Origin of the sequence: Streptococcus equinus (genome assembly GCF_900104225.1) — a bacterium.
Classification (GTDB): domain Bacteria; phylum Bacillota; class Bacilli; order Lactobacillales; family Streptococcaceae; genus Streptococcus; species Streptococcus equinus_D.
Window position 1 is genome coordinate 1 of sequence record NZ_FNJK01000015.1, and the last position, 2,763, is coordinate 2,763.

The window sequence follows — 2,763 nt, forward strand, 5'->3', positions numbered from 1 at the left end:
TTGTGCTGGAGCTGATGCTTGTTGTGCAGGTGCACTTTGTGCTGGAGTTGATGCTTGTTGCGCTGGAGCTTGTTGTGCAGGTGCTTGCGCAGAAGAATCAGCTGATGAATCTTGAGCAGAAGTATCTGTAGTAGTATCAGTTGTTGCTGTACCATTTTGAACAGCAGCTTGTGCTTGTGCTACAGATTCAGCTTGCGCTTGTGCTTCTGCTTGTGCTTGTGCTTCAGCAGCAGCTTGCGCAGCAGCAGCTTCGGCAGCGGCTTGTTCAGCAGCTTCTTTTTGAGCTACCAAGTTAGCACGTTCATCTTCAGCAGTTGCCAATTGAGCAGAAAGGTTCAATTGAGCAGCTTGCAATTCAGCTTGTTGTGTTGCCAAAGCAGCTTGGTTTTGTTCGATAGTTGCTTTGTTAGCAGCAACTGTGTTAATAGCTTCTTGGTTTTCTGCTTGTTTTTGCTCGATAGCAGCTTTGTCAGCTTCTTGTTCATCAAGCATTTTTTTGTTAGCAGCAACTACTTCACGAATAGCTTGAACGCGGTTAATAGCATCAGAAACTGATTTAGAGTTCAAGATTGTGTTGATGTAGCTAGTAGCTGAAGCATTTTTTTGTGCGTTACGAGCTTGGTTTTTCAAAGTTTCGTTACGAGCAACGATTTTACTTGAAAGAGCTTGAATTTCTTCGCTCAATTTTTGTGATTCAGCTTCAAGCTGTGCATTCTGTGCTTCCAAATCAGCTTGTTGTGATTGTAAAGAAGACACTTGGCTCTGAATAGCATCAACTTGACTTTGTGCTGCTGCTTGTTCAGATGTAAGGTTGCTAATAACAGCATCCTGTGCAGCAATTTGTGTATCATAATCGTCCGCATTTACAGTTACGGCCGCTGTCCCCAGTGTCACACCACTGACAAGAACAGCTGATAAAATTCTTTTTTTCATATTAATTAAACTACTCCTTTTTGATAAGACACTATTATTTTACCAAAAAATCACGCAATTAATATTACGTGATTGTTACATTTATGTTTTGTTATGGTAATCTAAGCGTTAAAATATACTTTTTTAAACAATTTCTGGAATATCAAATACAACAAAATATTAAAAATAAGGGTCGGCGTAAAACTATATGCTATAAAATTAGCCATTGATAACGTTGTCATACCCAATAAAACAGCTGCCGACTCACCAACAATTTCAAACAAAAACAAAACAATAATATAGAAAGTTAATGTTTGAAAATTACTAGCAAAAACGCTCTTAGTAATTTTATTAGTAAAAATTACTAAAATCGGTAGAAGAAAAACTACTAACCCGATTCGATTCAAATAGTAAATGTCATAAAGAGCCCCTAAGATTAAAGTACTAAATAAAACAAAATACTTATTTCTGTCATGATAAAAATCAATAATTGCCAGCAAAAGAAGATGGCTACTAATTGTTACATGATATGAAAAAATTGAGCTCATTAAATAGGAAAGTTGACCATCAATCAACATCAAGAGAAAAAGCAAAAAAAGTAAAAAATATTTATTTTTAAAAAATGCCACTTTAGTCACCAACTATTGTTACATATGAAATATCAGAAAAATCAGCAGCAGGTGTCACATAAACAACACGCTCCAAATTTTTTGAACTATTCTTCACACTTGAAACAGAACCAACCGTAATATTTGCAACAGTATCACCATCAAGACCGCTCGTCACAACGCTATCACTCTCACTAATATCAGTAGAAGAATTAAGATTTGAAACAACAAAACACTTCTTATTAGAATCATAAGACTCTAAAATTCCAAAAACATCACCTGAAGCAGTTGAAATTTTAACAGGTATACTGAAATCTGAACCATTGGCTAAAAGTGCAATACTTGATGTAGTTGAATCAACATCAGTAACAACACCAATAAGACCACCATTCGATAAAGCAAGCATCTTCTTAGTAACATTATTATTTTTGCCTAATTTGACAGTTAAAGAATCATACCAAGAAACTGGACTACGAACAATAACTTTTCCTGTAGCAGAAAACTGAGTAGTGATAGATGATGATGCATTAATAGCATTATTTAATTGATCATTCTCAGATTTTAAAGAATCAATTACTTCACTTTGATTTTCGAGCTCTGCAACCTTTTTCTTCAATTTTTTATTTTCAGAATAAGTATCAAAAAGATCATGAATATCCTCATTAAGAGAATCTAAGGATCTAAAAGGAGCAGAAACAACAGAATCCACTCTGGCTACTATACTCCTAATTGGAGAAGTTAAGCCAGAAACAACTCCCTCATTCTTAAAAAGGAAAGCCAAAGAAAATGAGAGAAGCAATAAAATCAACACAGCGAAGAAAACGAGACGAGAGATTCTTAATTTTTTCAAGATCGTGCACCAACTAACTTAGAATATAAAAATAAAACGAGATATCAAAAGATAATCTCGCTTGAAAAATAGCACGGAGAATAAGGGATTCGAACCCTTGCGCCAGTTACCCGACCTAACGATTTAGCAAACCGTCCTCTTCAGCCTCTTGAGTAATTCTCCATTCCATGTATGGGCACAAGTGGACTCGAACCACCGACCTCACGCTTATCAGGCGTGCGCTCTAACCAGCTGAGCTATGCGCCCATGAAACTTGGAATAACCAATATAAATAAAATAAAAAGCGGGTGACGAGAATCGAACTCGCGACAACAGCTTGGAAGGCTGTAGTTTTACCACTAAACTACACCCGCATTTATTAAATTTTAATGGCGCGAGACGGAATCGAACCGC

General features: G+C 36.4%; 3 protein-coding genes and 3 tRNA genes. All 6 read right to left on the bottom strand.

Features of this window, described 5'->3' with window-relative positions; all coding sequences use genetic code 11:
• Positions 1–933: coiled-coil domain-containing protein (locus tag BLP98_RS09185; RefSeq protein WP_074482998.1), on the bottom strand; the 933-nt coding region annotated here is incomplete at its 3' end.
• 101 nt (positions 934–1,034) lie between these two features.
• Positions 1,035–1,541, bottom strand: a complete 507-nt coding sequence (mreD, locus tag BLP98_RS09190; RefSeq protein WP_074482999.1) for a rod shape-determining protein MreD — start codon at positions 1,539–1,541, stop codon at positions 1,035–1,037.
• A 1-nt stretch (position 1,542) separates the two neighbouring features.
• Positions 1,543–2,325 (bottom strand): rod shape-determining protein MreC, encoded by a 783-nt coding sequence (gene mreC / locus BLP98_RS09195; protein ID WP_268778094.1) that lies wholly within the window; start codon positions 2,323–2,325, stop codon positions 1,543–1,545.
• 119 nt (positions 2,326–2,444) lie between these two features.
• Positions 2,445–2,532, bottom strand: a tRNA-Ser gene (locus BLP98_RS09200).
• A gap of 10 nt (positions 2,533–2,542) precedes the next feature.
• A tRNA-Ile gene (locus BLP98_RS09205) sits at positions 2,543–2,616 on the bottom strand.
• A gap of 36 nt (positions 2,617–2,652) precedes the next feature.
• Positions 2,653–2,723 (bottom strand) — tRNA-Gly (locus BLP98_RS09210).
• Positions 2,724–2,763: the final 40 nt, after the last annotated feature.